This is a genomic window from Flavobacterium sp. GSB-24 (genome assembly GCF_027924665.1).
In the GTDB taxonomy this organism is placed as follows: Bacteria; Bacteroidota; Bacteroidia; order Flavobacteriales; family Flavobacteriaceae; genus Flavobacterium.
In genome coordinates this window covers 2,266,996-2,288,354 of sequence record NZ_AP027043.1, presented here as the reverse complement: position 1 = coordinate 2,288,354, position 21,359 = coordinate 2,266,996, and the positions used below count along the sequence as shown (strand labels likewise).

Annotated in this window: 22 protein-coding genes; 8 read left to right on the top strand and 14 right to left on the bottom strand. The window is 39.6% G+C overall.

Going from position 1 to position 21,359, the window contains the following annotated elements; genetic code table 11:
• The 4 genes from QMG60_RS10015 to QMG60_RS10000 form a co-directional block, all read right to left on the bottom strand.
• On the bottom strand, positions 1-3,237 hold the full coding sequence (locus QMG60_RS10015; protein ID WP_281867723.1) for a DNA repair protein Rad50: 3,237 nt from the start codon (positions 3,235-3,237) through the stop codon (positions 1-3).
• Complete coding sequence (locus tag QMG60_RS10010; protein ID WP_281867722.1) at positions 3,234-3,881, bottom strand: hypothetical protein; 648 nt, start codon at positions 3,879-3,881, stop codon at positions 3,234-3,236. Before QMG60_RS10010 ends, QMG60_RS10015 begins: the two co-directional genes overlap by 4 nt.
• Positions 3,851-5,188 (bottom strand): hypothetical protein, encoded by a 1,338-nt coding sequence (locus QMG60_RS10005; RefSeq protein ID WP_281867721.1) that lies wholly within the window; start codon positions 5,186-5,188, stop codon positions 3,851-3,853. The genes QMG60_RS10010 and QMG60_RS10005 overlap by 31 nt, the downstream gene beginning before the upstream one ends.
• A gap of 190 nt (positions 5,189-5,378) precedes the next feature.
• The gene (locus QMG60_RS10000; protein WP_281867720.1) at positions 5,379-5,960 is read right to left on the bottom strand and encodes a hypothetical protein; all 582 of its coding nucleotides are present in this window, start codon (positions 5,958-5,960) and stop codon (positions 5,379-5,381) included.
• Between the two features lie 726 nt (positions 5,961-6,686).
• On the opposite strand from QMG60_RS10000, the gene ssb reads away from it, so the two are divergent.
• The 8 genes from ssb to QMG60_RS09960 all read left to right on the top strand — a co-directional run bounded on the left by ssb (position 6,687) and on the right by QMG60_RS09960 (position 12,805).
• Positions 6,687-7,079 (top strand): single-stranded DNA-binding protein, encoded by a 393-nt coding sequence (ssb, locus tag QMG60_RS09995; RefSeq protein WP_281867719.1) that lies wholly within the window; start codon positions 6,687-6,689, stop codon positions 7,077-7,079.
• A gap of 42 nt (positions 7,080-7,121) precedes the next feature.
• Positions 7,122-8,195 carry a DUF932 domain-containing protein gene (locus tag QMG60_RS09990; protein ID WP_281867718.1) on the top strand — a complete coding sequence of 358 codons (1,074 nt, stop codon included), beginning with the start codon at positions 7,122-7,124 and terminating at the stop codon, positions 8,193-8,195.
• An 89-nt stretch (positions 8,196-8,284) separates the two neighbouring features.
• Positions 8,285-8,905, top strand: a complete 621-nt coding sequence (locus QMG60_RS09985) for a PRTRC system protein E (RefSeq protein ID WP_281867717.1) — start codon at positions 8,285-8,287, stop codon at positions 8,903-8,905.
• Positions 8,906-8,930: 25 nt separating this feature from the next.
• Positions 8,931-9,149 carry a PRTRC system protein C gene (locus QMG60_RS09980; RefSeq protein WP_281867716.1) on the top strand — a complete coding sequence of 73 codons (219 nt, stop codon included), beginning with the start codon at positions 8,931-8,933 and terminating at the stop codon, positions 9,147-9,149.
• A gap of 15 nt (positions 9,150-9,164) precedes the next feature.
• Positions 9,165-10,337 (top strand): hypothetical protein, encoded by a 1,173-nt coding sequence (locus QMG60_RS09975; RefSeq protein ID WP_281867715.1) that lies wholly within the window; start codon positions 9,165-9,167, stop codon positions 10,335-10,337.
• Positions 10,334-11,062 carry a PRTRC system protein B gene (locus QMG60_RS09970; RefSeq protein ID WP_281867714.1) on the top strand — a complete coding sequence of 243 codons (729 nt, stop codon included), beginning with the start codon at positions 10,334-10,336 and terminating at the stop codon, positions 11,060-11,062. The genes QMG60_RS09975 and QMG60_RS09970 overlap by 4 nt, the downstream gene beginning before the upstream one ends.
• The gene (locus tag QMG60_RS09965) at positions 11,059-11,865 is read left to right on the top strand and encodes a PRTRC system ThiF family protein (protein ID WP_281867713.1); all 807 of its coding nucleotides are present in this window, start codon (positions 11,059-11,061) and stop codon (positions 11,863-11,865) included. Before QMG60_RS09970 ends, QMG60_RS09965 begins: the two co-directional genes overlap by 4 nt.
• 373 nt (positions 11,866-12,238) lie before the next feature.
• Positions 12,239-12,805, top strand: a complete 567-nt coding sequence (locus tag QMG60_RS09960) for a hypothetical protein (protein ID WP_281867712.1) — start codon at positions 12,239-12,241, stop codon at positions 12,803-12,805.
• 101 nt (positions 12,806-12,906) lie between these two features.
• Here QMG60_RS09960 and traN read toward each other — a convergent pair whose 3' ends face one another.
• The 10 genes from traN to QMG60_RS09910 are packed head-to-tail and all read right to left on the bottom strand — an operon-like array spanning position 12,907 to position 21,331.
• The gene (gene traN / locus QMG60_RS09955) at positions 12,907-13,800 is read right to left on the bottom strand and encodes a conjugative transposon protein TraN (RefSeq protein ID WP_281867711.1); all 894 of its coding nucleotides are present in this window, start codon (positions 13,798-13,800) and stop codon (positions 12,907-12,909) included.
• Positions 13,801-13,822: 22 nt separating this feature from the next.
• Positions 13,823-15,151, bottom strand: a complete 1,329-nt coding sequence (traM, locus tag QMG60_RS09950; protein WP_281867710.1) for a conjugative transposon protein TraM — start codon at positions 15,149-15,151, stop codon at positions 13,823-13,825.
• Positions 15,138-15,425: a nitrogen regulatory IIA protein gene (locus tag QMG60_RS09945; protein WP_281867709.1), complete on the bottom strand. Its 288-nt coding sequence runs from the start codon at positions 15,423-15,425 to the stop codon at positions 15,138-15,140. Before QMG60_RS09945 ends, traM begins: the two co-directional genes overlap by 14 nt.
• 12 nt (positions 15,426-15,437) lie before the next feature.
• Positions 15,438-15,863 (bottom strand): hypothetical protein, encoded by a 426-nt coding sequence (locus QMG60_RS09940; protein WP_281867708.1) that lies wholly within the window; start codon positions 15,861-15,863, stop codon positions 15,438-15,440.
• Between the two features lie 12 nt (positions 15,864-15,875).
• Entirely contained in the window at positions 15,876-16,499 is a 624-nt protein-coding gene (gene traK / locus QMG60_RS09935) for a conjugative transposon protein TraK (protein ID WP_281867707.1), read from the bottom strand.
• A 22-nt stretch (positions 16,500-16,521) separates the two neighbouring features.
• On the bottom strand, positions 16,522-17,517 hold the full coding sequence (gene traJ / locus QMG60_RS09930) for a conjugative transposon protein TraJ (RefSeq protein ID WP_281867706.1): 996 nt from the start codon (positions 17,515-17,517) through the stop codon (positions 16,522-16,524).
• A 3-nt stretch (positions 17,518-17,520) separates the two neighbouring features.
• A complete protein-coding gene (locus QMG60_RS09925; RefSeq protein ID WP_281867705.1) occupies positions 17,521-18,153 on the bottom strand; it encodes a DUF4141 domain-containing protein in 633 nt (210 codons plus the stop codon).
• A gap of 24 nt (positions 18,154-18,177) precedes the next feature.
• Positions 18,178-20,685 carry a TraG family conjugative transposon ATPase gene (locus QMG60_RS09920; protein WP_281867704.1) on the bottom strand — a complete coding sequence of 836 codons (2,508 nt, stop codon included), beginning with the start codon at positions 20,683-20,685 and terminating at the stop codon, positions 18,178-18,180.
• Positions 20,682-21,014 carry a DUF4133 domain-containing protein gene (locus tag QMG60_RS09915; RefSeq protein ID WP_281867703.1) on the bottom strand — a complete coding sequence of 111 codons (333 nt, stop codon included), beginning with the start codon at positions 21,012-21,014 and terminating at the stop codon, positions 20,682-20,684. Before QMG60_RS09915 ends, QMG60_RS09920 begins: the two co-directional genes overlap by 4 nt.
• 11 nt (positions 21,015-21,025) lie before the next feature.
• Complete coding sequence (locus QMG60_RS09910) at positions 21,026-21,331, bottom strand: DUF4134 domain-containing protein (protein WP_281867702.1); 306 nt, start codon at positions 21,329-21,331, stop codon at positions 21,026-21,028.
• Positions 21,332-21,359: the final 28 nt, after the last annotated feature.

Below are 21,359 nucleotides of genomic sequence, written 5' to 3'. Positions count from 1 at the left end.
TCAGCTATTTGAAAGTCCAAAAATTGGAACCGGGGTATAATTTACATTTTCATCTTCTAAACTATTATGCAGCAGATATATGTTTTGATTCTCCGCATCAATTTTATTGGGGTTTATCGATAATGATAAAATCTGGTAATGATTTGCTATTGCGATCTGGTAAAGCATATCAAAATTACTTCCAAGTCCTTCTGCCTCATCAATTGCCATATATCGGATCCCTTCTTGATTTTTAGATTTTGTCCCTTTGTCCAGCAATGATAATTTTGCCATGCATAAAAGTGCTATTGCTGAATACGTCTGGCTGGTACTGCCGTCGGTCTTGTTGCCTTGAGCTGATTTAATTGAAAATTTCAATCCATAATAGGATTTCGGATTCAATAAATCCTTAATTTCAAGTTTAACTGTCCTTGAACCGCCGGTTCGATAAAATGCTTCTCTTAATTTGTCTTCTAATGCCGGGAAATTTTCAAATTCTGCAGAAAATGTTTTAAGGGTTTCAAATAAGGACTCATCAATACCGTACTGGATATCTTTATTGATTTGCTCGGTGAAATTATTCATCCACTCTTTTTTAAGGACATCATCAAATAATACATCCAGACTGACTTTATGACCGCCGCTTATTTTTTTTTCTTCTGAATTCAAAAAGTTGCTTATAATTCTTATATCCATCAATTGGCTGCTTACCTCATTGGAAACATCATCTATGATTTCACTTAATTTTTGGAGCTTTCGGCTGTTTAGCTTTCTATTTTTAATATTTATATTTCGCAGGTAATTAGATATATTCTCCACTATATCTTCTTCCAGCAGATCCCTTTGGTCAAATATTTCCTGAGGCAGAATTTCTATGCATAAAGAACTAAAGTCATCCGTCCCTTCATAAAGGTGCTGTTTGTCTTTAATGAAAGTATAAACCACGGTTTTATACCTGGAAATATATTCAATATTAGAAGCGGTGTATTTTTTTTCTAATTCTTCAACGGCAATATCATCGGAAGCATCCAAAGCTGTTTCATTTGCAAACAGGTCAGGATTTTGGATATAAATCTCATTTTTTTTATGCCCATAATCTGAAATTCTCAGATCTATCTCCTTTAAGGAATCAGACTGATTGTTATTGATGAATTGAGTGCTGCATTCTTGCTTGAGTTTAAAAAAATAGTCAGGCGCCTTTTCTATCGATTGCTTTAAATATTCAAGACCTGCATTAAAAGTGGACTTGAAATTATATTTATCTTTGTAAAAGTCAATATTCTCAATTATGACCGGCATCTTAAAAGTTTTAAGTTCCTGCTCCAGGTTATGATTCAGATTACCCCATTTTCTTTTCTCCTGCTCTAGTTTACTATAATTTGTTTCTGCATTTGCAAGCTCTTCATTAATTTGTTTCTCTCTGGAAAATTCATCCAAATAATCATCAAAAACTGCCTTTTCCAAATTGTACATCTGGTGGTCTTCAAGCTGATATTCAAGCCCCAGGTCTGAATTAAATGCCAGCAGGTAATCATCGGGATTTTCGAGTTCTTCCAAAACTTCTCTAAGAAGTTCAATACTTGATAGTTTTCCCTCTAAAACTTTAATATCTTCTTTTATTGTAGAGGTTTGTTTCTGGAAATATTCCTTGATCCCTTCTTTATCCTGCTTATCAAAAATGGGCGATTCTACAATTGGTATATACTCCATAAGCCCCTCTAAACTAATCCAAAAACCTTTGCTGTCTTTTTTTGCGATTTGTAGATTCTCCAGTAATAGATCTGGTTTGGGGATAAACCGCAAAGCAGGATTATCTGGTTCTTGGACCCGAATATCCTCATTTTGGTATTTATGAACTATGCTTTCTTGAAATAAATCTAGTGTCGCAGTCTGATTTAAAGTCCAATGTGCTAAAGATTTTTCATCTTCAATATTATTTAAAGCCTTTAATTTGTTTTTGATTTCAAGCTCTTTTCTATAAAGATCGCTTTTTGAATTGATCTGCACCAGTATATTTTTACCGGCAAGTCTTTCAGCGATAAAAAAGTTTAAAATGTTTTTAGCTTTCAGTTTTTCGGTCAGTTCCTTTACCTGGTTTATCTGATGCTTGTTTTGATGGTATTTGCTGTAGCGTGCCTGCAGATCTTCTTTGGAGCAATTAAAATCTTTTAGCCAGTCGCTCAATACTTTTACTTTACCGGCACTTTCCTCGCACTTGTTTTTTTCTTTAAATGCAGCCACCCAGTTTGGTTCTATACGGTCTATTTTTTCTTTTGTGCTGATTATTTTCTGCTCGACAATATTTTTTAATTCAATAAGTCTTTCTGAACTCTCTTCATAAAGATTGATCTTCTCAGTGATCTGTTTTTCTGCATCGGCAATTTCTTTTGAATAAAAATTAAAAGATGCCAGGAGAAAAATCTGCTGTTTTTTATCCTTTTCATTTTTCAGTTTCAGCAGTTCACTCAGCGCTTTCTGCTTATCTGTGAGCAGTTCAATTTCATTTAGGTTTTTTTCAAACTCTTTGGAATCTCCGTTTAATGCTATCACGGTATCATTGAATTTTCTGAGCAATTCTTTTTCTTTTTCCTCTCCAAATAAAAAGTTCTGCAATTTTATGCTTTTGTTCATATCCAGAGATTCTCTGGAAAATGCCTGGATAATTTTGGCATAATTCTCCAGAGTTTTACTGCTGATTGACAAATCAATTGGCAGTATTTCATTTTTAAAAAGAATTTTATGATAACTAGAAGTCTTGTACCACGACTCGCAGGTCAGCTCCAAGGTATCTATGAGATGTTCTTTCAAATTCTCCATAGGCAGTATCTGGTCATCTTTAAGAAAATCGGCATATCCCAAAGTTTTATCGAAAGCCTCTAGTGTAGTGTCGTCTTCAAAATTACTGCCTTTCTGGATAATAAACATATTAGACATGCCGGAGCTTTCCAAATAAATGCCGATCCCAATAAATTTATTCTTCTCAACTTCGACATTTATAAAAGCATAGCCCATATCGGTCCCCTTGCCATCAGTTCTTAAAACCATTGTACTGGGCTGTCTTGGACCGGTGCTTTTTGTTGGGGAATGAAATGCGGCAGCACCTACACAGATCAATTGCAGCATATCAGAAATCATACTCTTTCCGGCTCCGCCCTCACCGACAAAATCAGTCCTGAACGAATTGAAATCATAGTCAAATCCCTGATGGTGAACTATCCCTAAAGCGGACAGCCTTTTAATTATAGGATATTTTTTCATTTCAGTTCGTTTAGGGTTTCATCTATGTTTATTATATAGTCCTCATATACTTTTAGCAATCGTTGAAAAGCCGGTAGTATATGAAACTCATCTTTTTCCAGGGTTATCCATCCAATTTTCTTAAATTCTTCAAGAGCAGACCCGATGGTCTTATCTATAAGGTCATCATTGTAATTCCCGGGAGTTGTGTTTTTAGATTTGGCTATTAAAGCATAAATTCCCTTTTTATAGTCTTCAGATTCAATACGGATCTTTTCTTTTAATTTTTGAACAGATTCCAGATCAATTTCTCTGTCAATAAAAACAATTTTATAAATCAGAAACCCAATAATTACATACTCGCTTTTGAGCATATGCCTGTGCTTCTCAGAAATGTTTCCTCTATTATTGTTGATAAAATCCAGGTAATAATAAATTGCACTATCCTGGCCTGCTTCAACCAGGTCAACCTTAAAAAAAGTATTATAATACATTTTTAGACTTTCCTGGTTCTGTGAGATAAAATTGAACTGGTTTATTTGTTTCCCCTGCTTTTGAAAGTGCATCCCATCCTTCAGTAAATAATCAATTGATGCAAACAGCTCCTCTGCGTTGTCACTGTAGAGAAAACTGCTCAGGCTAATTTTATTACTTTCATTTTCCATAGCGTTATATTTTTAAATTCAGGATGGATTTCCAGTTCTTTATCAATCTGCAGCTTAAATTTTTCTTTATTGCCGTAAACATATTTAATGATATTAAATGTTACGCTCACAGCAATCTGGCCGCTTTTATTTTCTTGAATAATTTTAAAAAAGACTTCTGATAACCTGATGCTTCCTTTTAATTCTATTTCTGACAAAATGTATTTTTCCCAGTTCCTGATAGTATCTATTTCCTTTATTTTATCATGGGCTTTCTTAACGTTTTCCCCTATTTCCTTCTGGTTCTCAATATATTTTTTTCTTTCCTTTGGCTTGGATGGAAATAATTCGCGGTCTTTGTCAATTATGGTAAAGTTTGGTGTATCGATATGAATTTTAGGAACAGTTAAATTGCCGGGAAACACAACGGGTTTATTTCTGTTGTTGGATTCTACAGTGCTTTTATATAATAGCAGATGAATGAACTTCTCAATTTTTGAACTCAGCAGCGGTTTGCTCAATGTTGAAAATAACTGCCTTATTTTGGGCTGGATCCTGTCTAATTTCCTATCAATTGAATTCAGCCTTTCATTGATGTATTTCACAAATGAATACACTTCGGAAATCAGCTCATTTACCTCATTGTCTGCATTTTGCTTATTCTCCAGCAGACCTCTTATCGTTTTTGTTTCAGAATAGGCCGAGCGCAGTTCTTTTACGTGGTTCTGCGCATTGTTCATACTCAGGTCCGTAGCTATAAGGATATCTATGAATTTTTGGTTGCTGAAATCAGTTTCCCTCTTAAGTACTTCAATAGACTCTGTTATCTGTCTGTCTAAGAAATCAATCTGTTCCCTAAGGTCAGGCTCGAACTTTTTAAAAATTTCTGTGAGCCAGAACAGCAACTCTCTTTCATCGCTGCTTTCTTCCAGTGTTTTGGAAAGATGGCTGCAGATTTTCTGGATCCGCGTTGGATTAAAAGCTCCTTTAAGGGTTTCTTTTGCATGTCTACAGAATTTATAGGCATAATCTTTAAAAAAATACTTTTGGGATTCCTGGCTGTAATCTAAAAAATACTCCTGCAGGTCCATTATATGACTGGAATAGACCTCTTTTGGATAACGTTCTTTTGTCTTGTATATCCTTTCAAAAGCATCATGAAGATCTTTTTCCGTAAATTTATCATCATCAAAAAGACCCTCAATAATTTTCTCGTAAATCAGTACTATGGCAAGGCCGATCTCCCTGTCAGGAAACAGCAGTTTATACGTTTTTTCTTCATTTAGAATTTTAATGAAGTCAAAATTTGTCTGTTCGGCATTTTTCAATTGCAATAAATTGTTTGTTTTACAAATTTTAATTAATGCTTACTCTTTAAATTAAAAATATCGCTTCTTCCTTACACTTAAAAAAATTTCGCAGATCTCTTATAAAATTCGATTTCATTTGTTTTAAGCTTAGTATATCCCTTAATAATGATCTCCTTCATTAAGCCTGATTCTATGGGCCGAATAAACACTAACGATTGGCAATTTTTTGCTTAAGGCGAATTTTTCTCAGCCAGCTGATTTTTAAGTTCATTATTACAGCGTAAATAATTTTGTCACGCTCCTGCCTTCTTTTATCACGGTCAATTTCATTTTCTATCGAGATATGCACAATTTCGAAATCAATTGCCTCACGCATTTGAATTGCTTTTCTAATTCTTGGATAATCCCGAAGAAGCCTAGTTGCCTGGTCCTGGCTTTTTAATGAATCTAATCGATTACTGGCAATAAACACTTTGCCTTTATCGTAGAACGGCAAGTAATCAATCATTCCGTCAATCCATTCAATACTGACCGCCAGAGGCAGATAGCCATTCTCAAAATAAAAAAGTTCTTCACTGACAAATTCTATATATTCAGCGGATTTATCAATCGGCACTCCACTGCGTTTTGTAATTTTCTTAAAATTGGAAACACACTTTTCCATAGTGGTAAAATGAATTTGTTTCTTTGAAGAACTGTATGCCCACCATAATCCCACTAAAGAAATCGCTGTTACACAATAAGAGACAGTTTCTGCGAAGTCCTTAAAGTTGTTTATTCCAAATTCCATTTTGATACTTTTTTATACAATGGCTAATATCCTTGAAATAGAAGAAGACTGTAAACCAAAATAATTTTCTTACCAAACATATCAAATCGGCTTTAATTATTTATACGGTTTTCCGTAAATAGTGTTTTTAAACAGCAAATTAGCTTTTTAAAAAATAAAGGGAGCACGTAAAAGTACCTGTTTTAAGAAATTAAATAGAGACAGTTCCAGAGCTATTACAACATAAAATTACAATTGTTCTTTTCATCGCATTACCAGCTGCAATATTTTAAAACCGCAAACCTTATTTCCAAATTCTGCTGCTCGTAAATGCAGGGCTTTCAATCACACCAGCCGTTTTTCCGATGCCTTTTTCACAAGCTTCCACACCTGTTTTACTCAAAGGGCCGGTATGCTGTTTATCCCATTTCAAGAGCAAAGGTATGATCGTGCCCTTAACCCAGCATCAAGGTCATGCCCTTCGGGTATGCCAGAAAATCTCCACCCATACGGGTCGTATTTTCTGTCAGAACCTTGCTGCTGCTAGACACTAACCTTTTATGCTCGTGAAACGAAACAAAGCATACTGCGGCTCTTTAGACGAATAAAAAAAATGTCAGAAATGAAAAAATACAGCATTGGAAACAGCCAGAAAGTGAAACAAAACTTCAGCACCAGCTCTCATTGCCGAATAAATCAAATGAAAATCAAAAAAGAGAATTTAAATAACGTAAAAAAGCAGAAATCATGAACATCATTGGAAGAGTGACAAAAGATGCAGTAGTACGCACCTTGTCAAACAGTAAACAGGTAGTAAATTTTTCAGTAGCAACGAGCGATCGCTACAGAAACAAAGAAGGCGAGCGTGTGGAACAGACAACCTTCTTTGAGTGTGCTTACTGGATAAGCCCAAAAGTAGCGGGTATACTTACTAAAGGAACCCTTGTGGAACTTACTGGCAGGGTAAGCGCCCGAGCATGGACAGGAAATAACGGAGAACCCCGAGCAGGACTGAATTTCAACACATCGCAGATCAAACTGCACGGGAGCGTTAAAAAATCAGGTACAGCAGACACTGCTCCGCAGGCAGAAAACAAAACCCCTGCCCTACAACCGCCTGCGGACGACCTCCCATTTTAAGACGCAGTATACATTCAATTATAAACAATTAAATCATTTATCATGGCACATAATATCAATTACAACAGCAATACAGGACATTATTCATTTTTCACCGTAAAAGAAAAAGCGTGGCACTCTCTGGGGCAGATTGTGCAGGAATACCCAACAAGCGCAGAGGCTATAAAATACGCTGGGCTGGATTATGAAGTAGCTAAAAGCCCCTTATTTACAAAAGGCTCGGGAATTATACAAACTTCTGACAGCATTGAAACAGGAAATACGGAACTTAAAGTTCCCGACTATTTCGCTACTGTCCGCACAGATAATAATACCGTGCTCGGTGTTGTGGGAAAAGACTACCATATCGTACAAAACCGTGAGGCGTTCAGTTTTTTTGATGCTATTGTCGGAGGGTCAGATGGTATCTTGTATGAAACTGCAGGGGCATTGGGCAATGGAGAGCGCATCTTTATTACCGCCAAACTTCCTGATTATATCAGGGTTGGAAATGGCGATGATGTAACTGAAAAGTACATTTTCCTGACCACTTCACATGATGGAAGCGGAAGCATTACCGCAGCCTTTACCCCTATTCGCATAGTTTGCCAAAATACCCTTAACGCTTCGCTCCGCTCGATGAGCAACGTGGTGCGCATCAGACATACCTCAGGTGCTAAACAGCGTTTGGATGATGCGCACAAGGTTATGGGACTGGCAAATACGCTGAGCACTCAGCTAGAGGACATATTCAACCATTGGGCTAAGGTAAAGGTTACTGATAAGGAAGTAAAGAATCTTATTCAGTTGGCTTTATGTCCCAACAAAGAAACAATGGATTTACTACAAAAAGGGGCTGAGGATGAAGTTTCTACTTTGTTTAAAAATACTGTAGAAGATGCATTTTCATATGCTATGGTCAGCGATTCCCAACAGATGGAAACTACAAAAGGCACACTTTTCGGGGCATACAATGCCGTGACGGGCTACTATCAGAATGTGCGCAAATATAAAGATGATCAGGCCAAACTTCAATCCATTGTAATGGGCGGTACGGCACAGCTAAAGACCCAAAAGGCTTTTGAACTCTGCACCTCTTTTGCAACCGTCGGTAGCGAAATCCTAAATCTTAACTAAAACCATAGGCGACTGCCTGCAAAGACAGTCGCCTTTACAACCTTAAGCGGTAAAGTAATAATCAATTGGACAATTAAATTCTTAGAGAAATGGACACAAATTTTTTCAATCAGATAGCGCAGTTGCAGATTATAGGCGATTTACATCTAACGATTGCAAAAGGAGCACAAAACAATCTTATTGTTTCGGTTTTGATTCAAAATGACGCCTGCAGGGATAATGCAAAAAACATCATTCCCCCCCTTAATCTTAGGGGAACAGCAGAGGAGCTTGACAACGGTTTTTTTCAGACCATAACCACCCCTATAGAGTCCGCTTCGGGTTTAATGGTGGATATGGAATCTTTTATGAAACAAATCGAAGAAACTAAAAAACAATCCGCCATTGAGAAGGAGAAAGCAGACTCGCAGAAAAAACAGAATGAAGCCAAAGACAAAAAATTCAAAGACGCAATGGCAAAGGCGGATGAACTCGAAAAAGAAGGCAAATTCCGTGAGGCATGGATCAAAGTGCCCGAAATAGCAGAGTTCCCCCAAAAGGCTGAGGAGATAAGAAGGAGAAAAACGTCCCTATCGGACAGGTTTGCCACTCCATGCCTCTTCGGGGCAATGGAAGAAAAACCCCAACCGAAAAGTACAGAGCAAATTAATGCCCTTTACCCTGCTCATGAAATGGAACAAGAAGACGAGCAGGAAGACGAGGAAGAATAAAAAAATAATCTAAATATCAGAAATTATGTTATTAGCAACGCAGTTAGAGAGAGTATTTATACTCAAAGACAAGGGGCAGGAAATCAGGCTCACTGACCCCGAACCACGATGGAGCGCAGAAACGGTGCTCAACTTTTATGCAGGCACATACCCGATACTGACCACCTCCAAAATCTCAGCACCTGCCATTAAAGATGATGCTGTCGAATACCGATTTGAAAGCGTAATGGGAACGAAAGGTTAATTAAATTTCAAAGCAATGAATTATGCAAAAGACAATCATAGCGGGGACAATCGTCCCGCCACAGCAAAAAAGACAAAAAGAGTTGCACGCACAGCTCAGCGAGTTTATGATTTGGATGCAAAGACCAAAAGATGCGGGCGAAATACAAAAGGACAAGCAAAAATCAGTCCCTTCTCATATGCTTCCGATGGTTTTCTAAGGACTTCGTTCCTGCCTAAACTCAAAGAAACCAAAACGGTGCAGGCTCGTAAGAGATTTGAAAAAACAGAGAAGGATTTTTATAAGTCCCTTTCTGAGCTTGCCAGGCATTATAATATAGCACCGATGTGTACAACAGATTTTGAATATCCCTACAATTTGGCTTTAGCTATTTCGGATATAGAAAAAAAGCTAAAAGAAAGTGTTTTAAACTGCCCCGAAATCCGTTTACTGCAAGAGGGTAAGAAAATCTACTTTATCAGCGAGGAAAAATACAATACAGGCACAACCCTGTATTATATCCCCATCCAACCGCTTTATCAAATGGCGCATGACCCCAAGGTTAAAAAAAATGTACAACTGCTTATTTCCGTCTGCTCTTATCTCTATCATATTGCGGATATTCCCTATTACAGGCAAGAGAACAGCTACTTATATTGGATGTATGAAATGCACAAGGAATGGGCAGAACAGGACGATGAAGAGGACGACAGCCATAAAAATATCCTTGAATTTGATAAAGCCCAGCTCATGGGAGATTATATCGAGAAGAAGATCTTTAACCGAATCAATTTAGCCGTTTTTGAAAAGCGTTTAAAATCTTTTAAAAGAAGAAATGCTTTTGATGAAGACTGCTATCAGACTGCCTGCAACGCCTTTGCTTTATATACACAGTATCCAAATGAGAATATTTTTCGAAATGCACCAACGGCTGAGAATCCTGAAAGTGACCAAGAAGAAAACGAATACATAAGCATGGAAAAATACATTTCCTTCATATCGGACACTAAAGGCTGGCTTTATGAGAATATTGCCCAAAGCATCAACAACGAATTTAACGAGTATACCCAAATGGATGAACCCACTGTCATCAAATGTTTTGACGGCACAGCCGTAAATACTGAGAGCCTTGATTTTGAGAGCCGATTATTTACGCTGTTGGATGATCTGTGCCGAATATTGTACAACTATGAAACCTCATCACTATGAAGACAACAAAGAATATAACAGCAAGTTTTGGCACATTGTACCGTCCAAAATCCGCACTGGTTTTCTATCAGGCTGATTCAGTCGATAGAGATATCTATGTAGAGCATTTTGATATGGATAAAAACGGCAGTCCAATTAATGCCCACCCTCTTACAGAGCGTGAAGCAAAAGCGCTCGCCAAGGCATTGCAGAGCGAAAAAGACAGCGCTAAAGCTTTTCTAAAATCGAGCGGGATTCTTCCCGCACATATACTGCATATCAATGCAAGCATCAATAAAGGCGCAGTACTATGGTACACCAAAGCGCAAAAAAAACAGCTTTATTTCGTGAGCGGTTTGGATATTCCATGCGGTGTGGCGCACGTACCGCCAATGCTATGGCAAGCAACAAAAAACAGCCTAAGGGTATTTGCCCTTTTAGACAACAGAAGACCAACAGAGAAAACACCTTTGCACCACTCCCCTTTTTTTAATATCTACCAAGATGGCAGGGTTTGTATGGGCACGGTTACCATGAGAATTAAAAGCTCTGCTTCCATTGAGGAATTTACTAACGCTTGGCAGGAATATTTTTTCAACAGTTATTTCAGCCACTTAATGGGAGAAAACAGCCCCGTAAAGGGTAACTGCGTCAGCCTTTGGAAAGACCTTATTGCAACAGGCAGGACTTTTCCTGTTGACGTCTTGAAAAAAAACAATAAAACACTTCAAAATCTATTGTCATGAATACCGAGAAAGCAAAAATACATTTTACCGATAATTATCTCCTTAGCCCCAGCAACCCTGTTAGTATAAACCTAATTGGCGCAGGGGGTACAGGCTCAAAGGTGCTTACCGCCCTGATGGAAATGAACCACAGCCTTATTGAACTCGGGCACGCAGGACTATCGGTGCGTCTTTGGGACGATGACATTGTAAGTGATGCCAATTTAGGAAGACAGCGTTTTGCCGAGTGTGAAACAGGCTTATACAAATCCGTCACTCTTATTAACCGTGCCAACCGTTTTATGGGAACAAATTGGAAAGCGGAAAACAATAAATTTGAAAAAGACCCACTTGGAAGACTTCCAAAAAATGCAGAGTCCAATATTTATATTTCATGTGTGGACAGCGTAAAGTCCCGCTTTGATATAGCCGATATTTTGAACATGCAGAATGATCGCACCTTGTACAGGGACAAGCCAAAATACTGGATGGACTTTGGCAACAGCCAGCACACAGGGCAGGTTATACTGTCCACTATCACAGCTATAAAACAGCCCGATTCTAAAAAGTATGAAACTGTGGCAAGCCTGCCATTTATTACCGAAGAATTTGGAGATGTATTAAAACAGTCCGAATCTCTAGACAATACCCCGAGCTGTTCACTAGCGGAAAGCCTTGAGAAACAAGACTTGTTTATAAATGCCGCGCTCGCTCAGTTGGGATGCTCGCTGTTGTGGAATTTGTTTCGCTGTGGCATGACCGAAAACAGGGGATTTTTTATCAATCTTAAAGATTTCCGCTCGCATCCCTTAAAAGTAGGCTGACCCGAATATCGGGCGGCAAAAAGACACTCCCTTCCTATGGTCGGGAGAGTCTTTTTGCATTTATCGGTACAGCCATTTTGCCGAAATGCAATGCTCGCTATTTCATCAAAAAGGCTGTGATTTGATCGCTGAGGTATATGAAATATACCTTTTGTCATCCCCAGCGGACTTCTTTTCTTTCCACATGAGCGGTCAAAGAAAAGAAGCAAAAGAAGGCCGCCTGATTACTGTGAGTTTTGTTTTACTTTTTAAAAATACTCCACCAAAATTCTGTAAATTCGTGCCTCGCATTTTAAATTTAATTGCAAACCTTATTCACTAAAAATAAATTTTAAATAACAACTAAACTTCTAAATTATTAAACCACATATTTATGAATAGTATTACAGATGAAATAAAAAATGATGTTGCCGAATATTTTATTTCAGACAGCAGGGAATTCTTATTTAGATACCAAAAATTGAGAGAGTTTCAAACTCATATATCCAATAGGAGTAAATTAATGATAGATTTAATTTTTTCAATTGAATGCAGCTTAAAGGCCATCATTTTCTTAGAATCTACCGAAGATGAAAAAGCAGTCTACAAGAAAATTAAAACGCATGACCTGAAAAAACTATCTGCCCTTGTAGTGGATAAATCAGGGCTTGCAGGGCTTGAACAATCCATTATTGATAATAGTGATCTGTATAATGTCAGTTCAAGGTACACACTTGATGCAAACATAAATTTCAGGGAAAACAATGTCCTGGGCAAATTGTATTATGATACAATAGCAAATTTTGAATGGCTTGATAAACTTAGTGAAGTAGCACAAGACGTATTAAATTTTGCCAAGTCTAAGACCTCCTCAGAGATTAAAATAACTAATATGGGCGATTTAGATTTAGAGAATCTTATTGAAAAAGCAGAACGGATAAACAATATATCCAAACCGTAAAACTCCTTAAAACAGGGATACTACGATTTCAAATCTAAAAAAAGCGACCTAGATAGGTCGCTTTTAGTTTTAGGTTATGATTCTTAATTTTATAGGCAATATTAAAATCTGAGTTGCATGTCGTTTATCAATCTGGCTTTTATGAGATCTGAATTATTTACGTCAAGACGTTGATGCCTGCCGCCGTTCTTTTCGAAAATTTCAATCTGTAGTTCCTTGTCATGCGCAATTGTAAACTGATCAAGCAGAAAAACATTCTTATCGATGGTCTTCCCTGCGACCTCATCCAAAGGTTTATAAGTACGCAGAGGCGTCAGCATTCTTTCCTGCAATACGGTGCGCCTGGCTAACTTTTTGTCCACAACTTTAAAAGTGATAAAATCTATCTGGAAAGGGACATGGGCTTGATTTGTGATTTCCGTATGGAAATAATATTTCCCATTATGGATGTAAATCCCTTTTAAATTAAACTTTATACCGAAACTTTTGGACCCGATATGCCTTAGCATACGTTTATCTTTTTTGTAAATGTTTTCCATCAATAATGCCGCCAGCGAGGGAGAGCTGTTTCCCAGCTCTTCAAAAAGCACATGATTTTCCGGCGTCTTTTCTGCTGCTTTTTGCACTGTATGCAGGTCATAACTCAGTATATCCGGGTTGGGGCTGTAATGCACATCAAAGCTGTAAAAATGACCGTCATTGGTAATGACCGAAAAGTTGGTTTCAGGTTCAAAGTCCTTAACCGCCGCTTTTACACGCAGCACATTTTCCGCATCATCTGCTTTTCCTGCAATTAAATATTCACTGCCCAGGTCAACATATCGAATGGCAGTTGGAAAAATCAGGTGGGAAGTTTTTTCATAAGTCACTTCCAGTTGGAAAGGATCTATAGTTCCTAAAACTAATAAATTGTCTTTATGATCCTGTGCAAAGCACGACAGCGTGCAACTGGCAAAAAGAGCAATTACACAAAATTCTTTAAAATATTCTTTCATTGTTTATTTTTTAAGTTCAATATTATTTTTTTGAAACCAGAAACAATTGGTGCCCTGACTTGAGGGTCACCTTAGGCATTTTTACTTTTTTGGAAAAATAACCTGAAATTCCCTGAACTACTCCCCTGCTTAAATCTGCTGCCATCTGCTGTCCTGCTGATTGGGTCAGCATCAGGCTTGTTCCTGACTGCTGGCTCATATTACCCGCCATTTCACTAAGGGCAGAACGCTCCAGCGAATACGGCACATACAAACCCTGCTGTCCATCGAGATCATAACCTGTTATGTCTACCCAAGTAATGTTACCCGCTATCTCAATAGAGCTGACTTTAAGCTGTAAACGCCCTGTCTGAATTTTCGCTTCTGCCGTTATCATTGTGCCCTTTGGCAAAATACCACTAGGTATCCGTGCAGGCTCAAGTAAACGCAGTCGTACAATACCCTCTCCGATAATAGTCTTGGTTTGATCAACGCAGGCCCTGATACTATTCCTGGATTGTATGACTTGTTTCACATCCCCTGCTGTATAAAACCCATTGGTTTTATACATATTTTTGTTCCAGCTTTCTGCAAAAACACTATCTGAAACTTCATGGTACAGGGCTGATACTACATTTTTTTCAGCGGGTCTGAATGTTGTAAAATTTGCTGTCTGCTTGCTTGCAGAAGATTTTTGTACAGTACTATCAGCACCAACCGGTGGTTTAACTGTGCCTGTTGAAGGGAGATATTTAGCGGCCATCTGATATGACTTTTCCATTAAAGACAATTGATCATCAACCGTTACAGGGGCAGGCACATCTTTTTCAGCCAGCTTTTCCTTTAAATCCTTCAGCTGCTTTCGAAGCTCATTGGCTTCTCTGTTATCTTCCTGATAAAAGGACCCCAATGTACTTTGCGCATTTCGATAGCTGTTTAGTGCGGGATTATCACTTTGGGGTTTATCATCATAGGATTTGCCTTGCCCCTGATCATCTGATAATTTTGGTGTCTCATCGCCTGATGCGCTGTTCTCTTTCCAATAATCAGAGAGTGCCATAATAGCGTTGCGCTTTTTCTGCTCCTTCTCCTCAAGCATTTGCTGCTCGTAGGCTTTCTCTTTATCTGCCTGCATTTCCTGATCCGCGGCCTGAGGCACGCTGTCGTTGAGCCCGATATTTTTGATTTCCTTTTTATCTGAAGAAGGCTTAAATATCAAATACATGCAGCCCACAAATACAACACCCATTAAGCCAAATATCAACGGCTTTTTCATTCTTTCCATGCTGCTCTTTTTTTCATCTCCAAAAGGAACAGCCTTACTTTGGCTGTACTCCTCAATGAGGATACTGCCTTTTTTATTTTCTTTCATAAATCTTATTTTTTAGCGTTGTTGATCCTTTGTCCTGCTGATAGACAGCACTTTCATTCTCCTTAAATGCAGCGTTTTCGATATGTTCAATAACTATAGTTTGATGAAATTTTCTGCTGTCATACCAGATTTTAAAAATGATCCATGCCGTGAGCAGCAGGTACGCTGTAAAAAAGTAGAGTATGTATTGGTGCTGTTTCTCTAAAGACAGCTGATCCCAGCCTTTGTCCAGATTGTCAAGCCATCGTTCTATATCTTTTCTTATGTTTTTCATAATTTATTAGTGTTACATCCTGAAATGCTTTTTTGCAGCTGCAGATTTCTGTGTTATTGATTCACTTACCATCGCTATTGCTTCATTTTTAGTCGGTACAGTAGTGGCAGAAAGATTGCTTAGTGCTGCCTGCGCTAAGGATTGGCCAAACTGATCTTTTCTGATTACCTCCATTTTTTGAAGATCAAAACCTCCATTTTCTTGTTTAATCCACATATGGCATTCAACTCTTGGTTTATCATCTCCAAGCCACTGTGGATAACCGCTAAGGATAAATTCAGGTTTGAGTTTATCTAAGCCCGCTTCGCAGCTATGTAAATATTCAAGTATACTTTCCCTGATTTTTCCCGGATAAGCTCCTTGAGTAAGAAAATAACCATTGTAGCCTTTATCGGAAAGGATTTTGCTAAGCGTATCCAAATCATGTTCTGCTGTCATAGCTGTTTCTTTTTAACGGTCAATAACCTCTATATCGCTGTTTTGAATCACGGAAAACTTCTCGATATTGAATCCCTGCGGGTTGTTGTCCGACCGCACCGAGTTTACAAGAAAGCACGATGTAACGAGACTTCTTTTTGTTACGTTGCTCGAACGTATAATAAACTCACGCGCGTAAGTACGCACCGCGTAAGGGTAGGTATCAAAACTGCACACTACACTGTCTACCTCAATACGCTGCTGCACATTACCCGATATAATACGGTTGTAATATCCTTTTTCCGAAAGGTCTTTATAATAATCAAAGGCGCTTTTATCGGCAAGGTTGAATGCCCGCTTCATATTGTTTTCAATGGCCTTTTTGTCAGGAGCCAGCGTAAAGAAAAGCTCGTGAAAACGCCTCACATGTTCTCTTGCTTCCACCGGGCGGTTAATAGAGGCATCCTGGGAAAGTGCCAGCATCAGGGATTTCCCGTTATCAAGTACATAAATTTTCTCTCGTTGCTGCTCTGCAAAGCGGTAGGAATGCCACACGGCATATGCTGCTACAACTATGCACAGTGTGGCAAACACAATCGCGTAGAGTCGTATCTGCCTGAAACTGTTTTCTATATTTCTTAGTGTTATAAATTCCATTTTAATTCAGTAATTAATTATTTTACTTGTTCATTAATCTTCCGCCGATATTCCCTGCCGTAGAACCGGCTCCTGCCCCGGCAATATTTCCGGTTTTCATGGCTGTCTGGTTTACATTACGGGTAAAATTTCCCGCGCCCCCCGCCTGAATGATCCATCCTGTTACCGTTGGAATAGTAAAGTATCCCACAATACCGATAATCATAAAGATAATGTACACCGTATTGGAGGTATCGGGAATAAAAGCCGGATCGGCAAGCATCTCAATATCCCTTTCGATAATCAGGGATTGTATACGGGCCAGCATCGAACTGAACAAATCCGCTACCGGAAGCCACAGGTACACACTTATATATCTTGTGATCCATTGGGTAAGAGTGGACTCAAAGCCATCCCAAACCGAAATAGCGAAAGCTATTGGTCCGAGAATGGAGAGCACAATAAGAAAAAAAGTCCTTATCGTGTCGATAACCAGCGCAGCCGCCTGAAAAAGCACTTCGAGCAGATTTCTAAACCATTCCTTTATTGCTTTTTTAACCTCCTGCGCTTCCCTCTCCATATACATTCCGGCCATTGTCCCGATATCCGAAGGCGACCAGCCGAGTTCATCGAGTTTCTTGTCAAACTCTTCATCCGATGCCATGTAGGCAGTTTCAGGATTTCTTACCATAGCCTCGTATTCCAACTGGTCTTTCTGCTGCTGGAGCTTATTGAGGTCCAGCACCTGATCTTCGAGTATGCCGTGGGTTCCGGTAACCACCGGGCTCAACACCGCATTGATACTTCCCAGTACTATGGTGGGGAAAAACATAATACAAAGGCCTAAAGCGAAGGGACGCAGCAGTGGAAACATGTCAATGGGTTCAGCGCGGGCGAGTGCCTGCCAGACCTTTAACGCCACATAAAACAAAGCCCCCAGTCCTGCAAGACCTTTCGCCACTGCCGCCATATCACCTGCAAGGGGCATCATGTCATCATATAATGAACGCAGGACTTCGTGGAGATTATTAAATTCCATAACCTACCAGTATTTTTGTTTGGAAGTCCCATACAGGTCCAGCACACTCTTTGCATCGTTTTTCTTCTTTGCCCTTAAATAGCTCACAGATATATTTTTGTTGGTATAATATCGAACCAGACTATGGTAGTCCTTTACTTCTTTGTATATACGGTTGATAATATCCATACGCTCCTTATCATTTAGAGAAAGACTAGAGGAGCTTACAATCTGTTTGAGTTCTTTCAAAAGCTCGGTACTTTCTCCCAGCAGCGCTGCGTATCCGTTGCCAATAGCGACGAGTTCCTCAGCAGAAAAATTGGGATCACCTATCATCCTTCCGAAATTCTGTACATACATCTTTGAAACATCTCCTACCAATAATACAGTCTGCTGCACCTTTCGGGCATCTTTAACCAGATTATTTACAGCCTGTAGCTTGTCGTAATATTCTTTGCCCTGTTTATAGACCTTTTCCACTTCCTTGAAGTTTTTAACAACATTAGAAACCGTGGAAGAGGTCTGTATGATTTCGTTGGCACTGTTTAAAATGCCCGAGGCCAGGTTGGCAGGGTCTGTAACTACAAATTGGGCATTAACATCCGGTGCTGCGGCAAACATTAGTACCGCGCACACCATTACTACTATTTTTTTCATTTTATTTGAATTTTAAATTGTTAATCATTTTTGATTTTCATTGTCCCTTCTTTGCAAAGCGATATGCCTGATGGCGAGCTCTACATTACCGCCAAGTTCAGACGCCAGCTGCATTACTTCCATTTTTTCGGTTTCTTCTGTGGTATAGGCCAGATACTCCTCAAGGCTTACCTCAGTGGCATATACCGCCGAGTGCGTACCTCCAAGACCTATCCATACTTCTTTGTAAAGCCTTGAAGGATTATTGTTCATATTGATGGAAAGTACCTGCGCTTTTTCCTTATCGGTAAGACCGAGCATGGCCTGAATCTCATCAAACTTATTCATGTACTTGCGCTGGTCCAGCAGGATTTTACAGTCGGAATTATTGATAATACTTTCCTTGACAATGGGAGACTTTATGATATCATCCACTTCCTGGGTTACCACAATTGCTTCACCGAAAAATTTCCGAACAGTCTTAAAAAGATACTTCAGATATTCGGCCATTCCTTCTTTGGCAATGGCTTTCCAGGCCTCCTCGATCAGGATAAGTTTGCGGATCCCTTTAAGCCTTCGCATCTTATTGATAAACACCTCCATAATGATAATGGTTACAATGGGAAAGAGAATTTTGTGGTCTTTGATGGCATCGATCTCAAAAACGATAAAACGTTTGGACAGCAGGTCTAACTGTTTGTCGGAATTCAACAGGTAATCATACTCCCCTCCCTTATAATACGGTTCAAGAACATTCAGGAAATTGGCAAGATCAAAGTCTTTTTCCCTCACTTGTTTCTCCTGAAGTACAAGGCGATAGTCGCCCTGTACATAGTCATAAAAACTATTAAAAGACGGGTACTCATCACGTTGCTTGATACGTTCAATGTAGCCGCTTACGGCATTGGACAAAGCCACTTCTTCTGAGCGCGTCGGCGGCTCATCATCACGTTTCCACAAAGTGAGAATCAGTGTTTTTACACTTTCCCTTTTTTCGATATCAAAAATACCATCATCGGTATAGAAAGGATTAAAAGCGATAGGGTTATCTTCGGTATAAGTGAAATACACCCCATCCTCCCCTTTTGTTTTGCTTTTTATGAGCTCACACAATCCCTGATAAGAATTACCGGTATCTACCAAAAGTACATGTGCCCCTTGCTCATAATACTGCCTGACCATGTGATTGGTAAAAAAAGATTTACCGCTTCCCGAGGGTCCTAGTATAAACTTGTTTCTGTTGGTAATAACACCTCGTTTCATCGGCAGGTCCGAAATGTCCAGATGGATGGGTTTGCCTGTAAGCCTGTCAGCCATTTTGATACCAAAGGGCGATGGCGAATTATGATAATTGGTTTCCTGCGTGAAAAAACACAATGCAGGTTCTATAAACGTGTAAAAGCTCTCCTCACTAGGAAAATCGCCCCCGTTCCCGGGCATTCCTGCCCAGTACAGCGTAGCGGTATCCACTGTGTTGTGTCTTGGCTTGCATTCCATCAGTGCAAGGGCACTTCCGCAGTCGTTCTTGAGCTGTTTTAGCTCGCCGGGATCATCCGACCAGGCCATGATATTGAAGTGTGCCCTGATGGAAGACAGTCCAAAAGAATGCGCTTCATTCAAATAGCGCTCGATCCACTCCTTGTTGATCTGGTTGGCACGGCTGTACCTCGCTAGTGAATGCATATTCTTTGCTGACTTTTCAAACTTCTGCAGGTTTTCTTCGCTGTTGTCCAGAAACAAATATTGGTTGTAAATATGGTTGCAGCTCAGCAGAAGTCCAACAGGAGCGGCAAAAGACAAACGGCAGTCGCTGCGATCGGTAGATAGTTTTTCATAGCGGGCATCAGCTGAAACAGTTCCGGGCAGGTCGTCCGTATCAGACAAAGTATGCAGGCATAGTCTTTTACTGCCAATTCGCACCTCTTCACTTCCGAGCGCTATGTCCTGCAGGGGTGTTCCGTCTTCTCTGGAGAGTGTAAGGTACTGTTCAAGTAGTCCCTGTTTTCCATCACCCCCTATAATGTCCTGCTCGCTCAGTTGTTCCAGCCTGATAAATCCACTGTCATTGACAATGCGCTCAAACTGAGCAACCCCTTCCATAAAATGGTGGATCACTTCTTTATCTCTTACCTCCTTGGGCACAAGTACACCTTTGCAGAGTGATGAAAAATTACTCTGCAGCCGCATGCGCTCTTTAGTGGTCTTGGTAAGGAACAGATAGCAGTAATGGTTCAGAAACGGACGCTCATTAAAATGACGCTCGTAGGACTTTGCCAAAAAACTCTGCTCCTTCTGTTCCATATCAGGATCGTAACTTTCCTTGATGTACCAATCCTGTTTGTGAACAATTGTAAAATCAGGCAGTGTTTTAATAGCCTTATGCCAGGCGGAATGAATCGCTTCATATTCTGCTGAGCCCACGGTAAATAGTTCAGGCAGCTGTACAGCAAAACAGGCTGTAATATCCGCATCTTTGGACACAATACAATTGTGCTCAACAGCCAGAAGCGGAAACCTGCTTTCCAGTGTTGTGGCTTTTGCTCTATTTCTCATAAGGCGCCGGCTTTAGGGGTAAACTTCAGACAGCGATGCAGCGCCTTTCGGCAGATAATGTAGCGAGGATGCCTTTTTCTCGCGCCAATTTTCATCAGCCCGTGCTCGCCGTATTTTTTGTTCATAGAAAAGGTCTGCCACACAATAAGCGAAGCGCCGCCTGCCCCTACAAACAAACAGCCATAGGAATTGAGCCCTGCCATGTACAGTATCATAACCAAGAGCAGTATTCCAAGGAGTCCGCCCGCAAAAATGAAAAGATACTGGGCTTTAAGTCCCTTGAATTCGACTGTCCTTCCAATGCCTTTATTGATGTTGTAAGTACTCATAAGGCCCCGGATTAAAGAAAGAAGGAACGTAGAATGGTAGCGGCCACAATCAGGAAAATACAGGCCCCAAACCAGCTTGCGGCAGTTTTGCTTGTATCGGGATCCCCGCTGCTGAATTTGTTATATACCTTAACACCTCCGATTAGTCCCACCACTGCCCCTATGGCGTAGATGAGCTGTGTAGCGGGATCAAAATAAGAAGTAACCATCTGTGTGGCTTCGGTAATCCCTGCCGTCCCATCCCCTTGTGCAAATGCACCAAATCCTGTGAGCAATAACACTATTGCATGCACGACTTTTTTTCTTTGTTTTTCCATAATCAAACATTTTAAATTGTTGTTGATA

Bases quoted from the DNA above. Each gene is read 5' to 3' on its own strand.
- QMG60_RS09970 (WP_281867714.1), top strand. From the start codon at position 10,334: ATGAAGACAACAAAGAATATAACAGCAAGTTTTGGCACATTGTACCGT.
- QMG60_RS10015 (WP_281867723.1), bottom strand. From the start codon at position 3,237: ATGAAAAAATATCCTATAATTAAAAGGCTGTCCGCTTTAGGGATAGTT.
- QMG60_RS09990 (WP_281867718.1), top strand. From the start codon at position 7,122: ATGGCACATAATATCAATTACAACAGCAATACAGGACATTATTCATTT.
- QMG60_RS09910 (WP_281867702.1), bottom strand. From the start codon at position 21,331: ATGGAAAAACAAAGAAAAAAAGTCGTGCATGCAATAGTGTTATTGCTC.
- traJ (WP_281867706.1), bottom strand. From the start codon at position 17,517: ATGGAATTTAATAATCTCCACGAAGTCCTGCGTTCATTATATGATGAC.
- traN (WP_281867711.1), bottom strand. From the start codon at position 13,800: ATGAAAGAATATTTTAAAGAATTTTGTGTAATTGCTCTTTTTGCCAGT.
- QMG60_RS09940 (WP_281867708.1), bottom strand. From the start codon at position 15,863: ATGACAGCAGAACATGATTTGGATACGCTTAGCAAAATCCTTTCCGAT.
- QMG60_RS09965 (WP_281867713.1), top strand. From the start codon at position 11,059: ATGAATACCGAGAAAGCAAAAATACATTTTACCGATAATTATCTCCTT.
- QMG60_RS09915 (WP_281867703.1), bottom strand. From the start codon at position 21,014: ATGAGTACTTACAACATCAATAAAGGCATTGGAAGGACAGTCGAATTC.
- QMG60_RS09960 (WP_281867712.1), top strand. From the start codon at position 12,239: ATGAATAGTATTACAGATGAAATAAAAAATGATGTTGCCGAATATTTT.
- QMG60_RS09945 (WP_281867709.1), bottom strand. From the start codon at position 15,425: ATGAAAAACATAAGAAAAGATATAGAACGATGGCTTGACAATCTGGAC.
- traM (WP_281867710.1), bottom strand. From the start codon at position 15,151: ATGAAAGAAAATAAAAAAGGCAGTATCCTCATTGAGGAGTACAGCCAA.
- QMG60_RS09925 (WP_281867705.1), bottom strand. From the start codon at position 18,153: ATGAAAAAAATAGTAGTAATGGTGTGCGCGGTACTAATGTTTGCCGCA.
- QMG60_RS09920 (WP_281867704.1), bottom strand. From the start codon at position 20,685: ATGAGAAATAGAGCAAAAGCCACAACACTGGAAAGCAGGTTTCCGCTT.
- ssb (WP_281867719.1), top strand. From the start codon at position 6,687: ATGAACATCATTGGAAGAGTGACAAAAGATGCAGTAGTACGCACCTTG.
- QMG60_RS10000 (WP_281867720.1), bottom strand. From the start codon at position 5,960: ATGGAATTTGGAATAAACAACTTTAAGGACTTCGCAGAAACTGTCTCT.
- QMG60_RS09975 (WP_281867715.1), top strand. From the start codon at position 9,165: ATGAATTATGCAAAAGACAATCATAGCGGGGACAATCGTCCCGCCACA.
- QMG60_RS10010 (WP_281867722.1), bottom strand. From the start codon at position 3,881: ATGGAAAATGAAAGTAATAAAATTAGCCTGAGCAGTTTTCTCTACAGT.
- traK (WP_281867707.1), bottom strand. From the start codon at position 16,499: ATGGAATTTATAACACTAAGAAATATAGAAAACAGTTTCAGGCAGATA.
- QMG60_RS09985 (WP_281867717.1), top strand. From the start codon at position 8,285: ATGGACACAAATTTTTTCAATCAGATAGCGCAGTTGCAGATTATAGGC.
- QMG60_RS09980 (WP_281867716.1), top strand. From the start codon at position 8,931: ATGTTATTAGCAACGCAGTTAGAGAGAGTATTTATACTCAAAGACAAG.